3 protein-coding genes, 3 tRNA genes and 1 pseudogene are annotated in these 2,810 nt (G+C 53.3%); all 7 read right to left on the bottom strand.

Annotated features, from left to right (window positions below; translation table 11 throughout):
• A pseudogene (locus OC71_RS28420) lies at positions 1 to 69 on the bottom strand (elongation factor Tu); the annotation flags it as partial.
• An 84-nt stretch (positions 70 to 153) separates the two neighbouring features.
• A tRNA-Thr gene (locus tag OC71_RS13450) sits at positions 154 to 229 on the bottom strand.
• A 26-nt stretch (positions 230 to 255) separates the two neighbouring features.
• A tRNA-Gly gene (locus OC71_RS13455) sits at positions 256 to 329 on the bottom strand.
• A 24-nt stretch (positions 330 to 353) separates the two neighbouring features.
• Positions 354 to 438: transfer RNA gene (locus OC71_RS13460), tRNA-Tyr, on the bottom strand.
• A 142-nt stretch (positions 439 to 580) separates the two neighbouring features.
• Entirely contained in the window at positions 581 to 1,018 is a 438-nt protein-coding gene (locus OC71_RS13465; protein ID WP_041069865.1) for a hypothetical protein, read from the bottom strand.
• A 7-nt stretch (positions 1,019 to 1,025) separates the two neighbouring features.
• The gene (locus tag OC71_RS13470) at positions 1,026 to 1,775 is read right to left on the bottom strand and encodes a pantothenate kinase (RefSeq protein WP_041069868.1); all 750 of its coding nucleotides are present in this window, start codon (positions 1,773 to 1,775) and stop codon (positions 1,026 to 1,028) included.
• Positions 1,765 to 2,718: a bifunctional biotin--[acetyl-CoA-carboxylase] ligase/biotin operon repressor BirA gene (birA, locus tag OC71_RS13475; protein ID WP_041069871.1), complete on the bottom strand. Its 954-nt coding sequence runs from the start codon at positions 2,716 to 2,718 to the stop codon at positions 1,765 to 1,767. Before birA ends, OC71_RS13470 begins: the two co-directional genes overlap by 11 nt.
• Between the last annotated feature and the right edge of the window lie 92 nt (positions 2,719 to 2,810).

A 2,810-nucleotide genomic window follows, 5' to 3' on the forward strand; every position in this document is an offset into this window, starting at 1 on the left:
GTGGTCAACGTGACCAATGGTCCCTACGTTGACGTGGGGCAGGGAACGATCAAATTTTTCCTTAGCCATCGATAACACCCTCAACAGAAGAATTAGACGAACGATATCTACCATTAAAACAAAGGCAGATATTTTCATATCTGCCTTGTTATATGGAGCTCTTGAGCGGATTTGAACCGCTGACCTCACCCTTACCAAGGGTGTGCTCTACCAACTGAGCTACAAGAGCGTAACACTTTGCACAACCTGCAAACTTGGAGCGGGTAGCGGGAATCGAACCCGCATCATCAGCTTGGAAGGCTGAGGTTCTACCACTAAACTATACCCGCGGAGCTTGCAGCTCACGCTAAAAATGGTGGAGGGGGAAGGATTCGAACCTTCGAAGTCGTAGACGTCAGATTTACAGTCTGATCCCTTTGGCCGCTCGGGAACCCCTCCTAAGCGAGCCGGCATTCTATACCATGCCGACCTTCTGTCAAGCATTTTCTCATTAAAAACCTGAGGTTAGCTGCGTTGACACCGCTCCGCTTTGACAACCTGTTTAGGTGTTCGCTGTGGAGCGGGCGCCATTCTATGCAAACTATTCCAGCGGTGCAACCCCCTCACACAGCATTATTTTATGTTTTAACTCATTGAATTCCTTGGAAAGGTTCTGCAACTGCACATCCCCCAATAAACGCTGGCTCTCGGGCGCAATGCGCAACCAATATCCAGGCTCGGGAAGATCCTTTTGCGATGCCTGAACCTTCACACTCATGCCCGCTAGACGCATCTGTAGCGCGGAAAGGCTGCTTTCTTGAGTCAAACCACCCAAAAACAGACACTCCTGTCCGGCATGGCGCGCGCCTTGCACTTCCGCCGAGTTACCAGTCGCCTCACTCAATAAGCGAATATCTTGCTGGGACCCGCGGTACATGCTGAGAGGAGTGACATCTTTTGCACGCAAGGGTGCCTCCTGCTGATGCCAGACGTAATAGAACACATTGAGAACAACGAGCAGCAGGAACAACCAACGCATACAAACCTCAAGTTAAAGGACACGCCATCGCCAACCCTACAAATACCAGGTCAGGGACGATCCGAGCATCAGGCACGACGTCCGCCACCAATCCAGCATCGCCACCGGTAATAAAGACAGCAAAGCGCTCCCCCCAATAGGATCGAGCCATTTCCATCTGGGTCAGAACGAAACCTCTCAACATTAAAGAGCACCCTCGCTCCACCGCCTCGACGGTACTGCGCCCCGGAGCATGGCTCGTCAACGCTTTTTCGGCAGCCAAGTCCCCATAACGGATTTTCCGGGTATGCGTACGTAACTGGTTACGCATCAAGGGCATCCCTGGGCAAATGAATCCCCCCAGGTGCTCACCTTCGGCATTAATAAAGTCGGCCGTCACAGCAGTGCCAAAATCCAGAATCAGACAGGCGCTGGCAGCCAGATGAAAGCCACCGAGCATCGCCAACCAGCGATCCAGTCCCAAGCGTTCATAGTCGTCATAGCCATTCCTGACACCAGACATTTCACTGGCCGACTTGGCGCACACGACCGAGATGCCGAACGTCTGCTCGAGAATTCGGGTGAGCGCAGCAGTTTCTTCGCTGGTTCTTACGCTGACCAACCGACATTTGCGCAACGACAAGCTCTCAAATGCAAACAAGCTATCCACCAGAGCTTGATCCGAGTCGACAACACCTTCCGCGAAAAGACCGCCAGCAGCCGTATTCAATACGCGCCACTTGATAAAGCTATTCCCACAGTCGAGCTCAAGAATCATCACGCAACCTCAGGCTGAGCTCACCACCACTAAAAACTTTTTCCACGCCGTCCACCTTCAAGCGCAGCGCACCTTGGCTATCAATGCCAAGCACTACGCCTTCTATATGACTAACGCCGGCAATCAAAGAAACCGGGCGACCTTGCCACATGTGATCCTTTTCCCACTCCTCCTGGAACGCAGAGAAACCATCAACCTGATGGCGCTGGATATAGCCGCGTAGCTGCTCGCTCAGCTCAGCTACCAAGTGGTTGCGATCGCAGCTTTTGCCCGTTTCCAGTCGTATCGACGTCCATTGCTGGTCAACTTCCTCGGCAACCTGCATGTTTACATTAACGCCAATACCCAGCACCACATGGCAAACATCTGCAGGATCCCCGACTAGCTCAAGAAGAATACCGGCGATTTTCTTGTCTCCGACCAGCACATCGTTGGGCCACTTCAATCCTGCGCCCGCCACCCCCAGCTTTCGCAAGGCGTGCATAACAGCCAAACCGACCACCAGACTCAAGCCCTCAAGCTGACGCATGCCACCTTCTATGCGCAGAACCAGGCTGTAGTAGAGATTTTCAGCAAAAGGGCTTACCCACTTACGCCCCCGGCGACCACGACCGGAAATCTGTCGCTCTGCCAATACCAGAAACGGCGCCGCTCGACCCTGATTGATCGCGCGAAGCGCCTCTGCGTTAGTGGAGTCAATGGAGTCAAAGACTGTAATCGGCCAAACCGCTGCCAAGGCACCAATCTTCAGGGGGTCGAGCAGCGTCAGGGGCGCAGCCAGTTGATAGCCTCTGCCCCGGACTTTGTTAATTGACAATCCGAGCTCAGCCTCAAGATGCTGAAGCTGCTTCCACACCGCGCTTCGACTGATTCCCAGGGCAAGCCCCAAGGCCTCACCGGAATGGAATCGACCATCCTTTAAAAGATTCAACAACGTCAGCATGCAGGTCTCGCCTCACAATGAGGCCCGAATAATAGCCATGAGCAGGGCGATTGCATAGAAATCAAGCGCACCACTTTCCTGCGGACAAAACA

The organism is Pseudomonas sp. W15Feb9B, from assembly GCF_000828175.1.
GTDB lineage: Bacteria > Pseudomonadota > Gammaproteobacteria > Pseudomonadales > Pseudomonadaceae > Aquipseudomonas > Aquipseudomonas parakoreensis.

Coding starts and splice junctions, on each gene's coding strand:
- OC71_RS13470 (WP_041069868.1), bottom strand. CDS start 1,775: ATGATTCTTGAGCTCGACTGTGGGAATAGCTTTATCAAGTGGCGCGTA.
- OC71_RS13465 (WP_041069865.1), bottom strand. CDS start 1,018: ATGCGTTGGTTGTTCCTGCTGCTCGTTGTTCTCAATGTGTTCTATTAC.
- birA (WP_041069871.1), bottom strand. CDS start 2,718: ATGCTGACGTTGTTGAATCTTTTAAAGGATGGTCGATTCCATTCCGGT.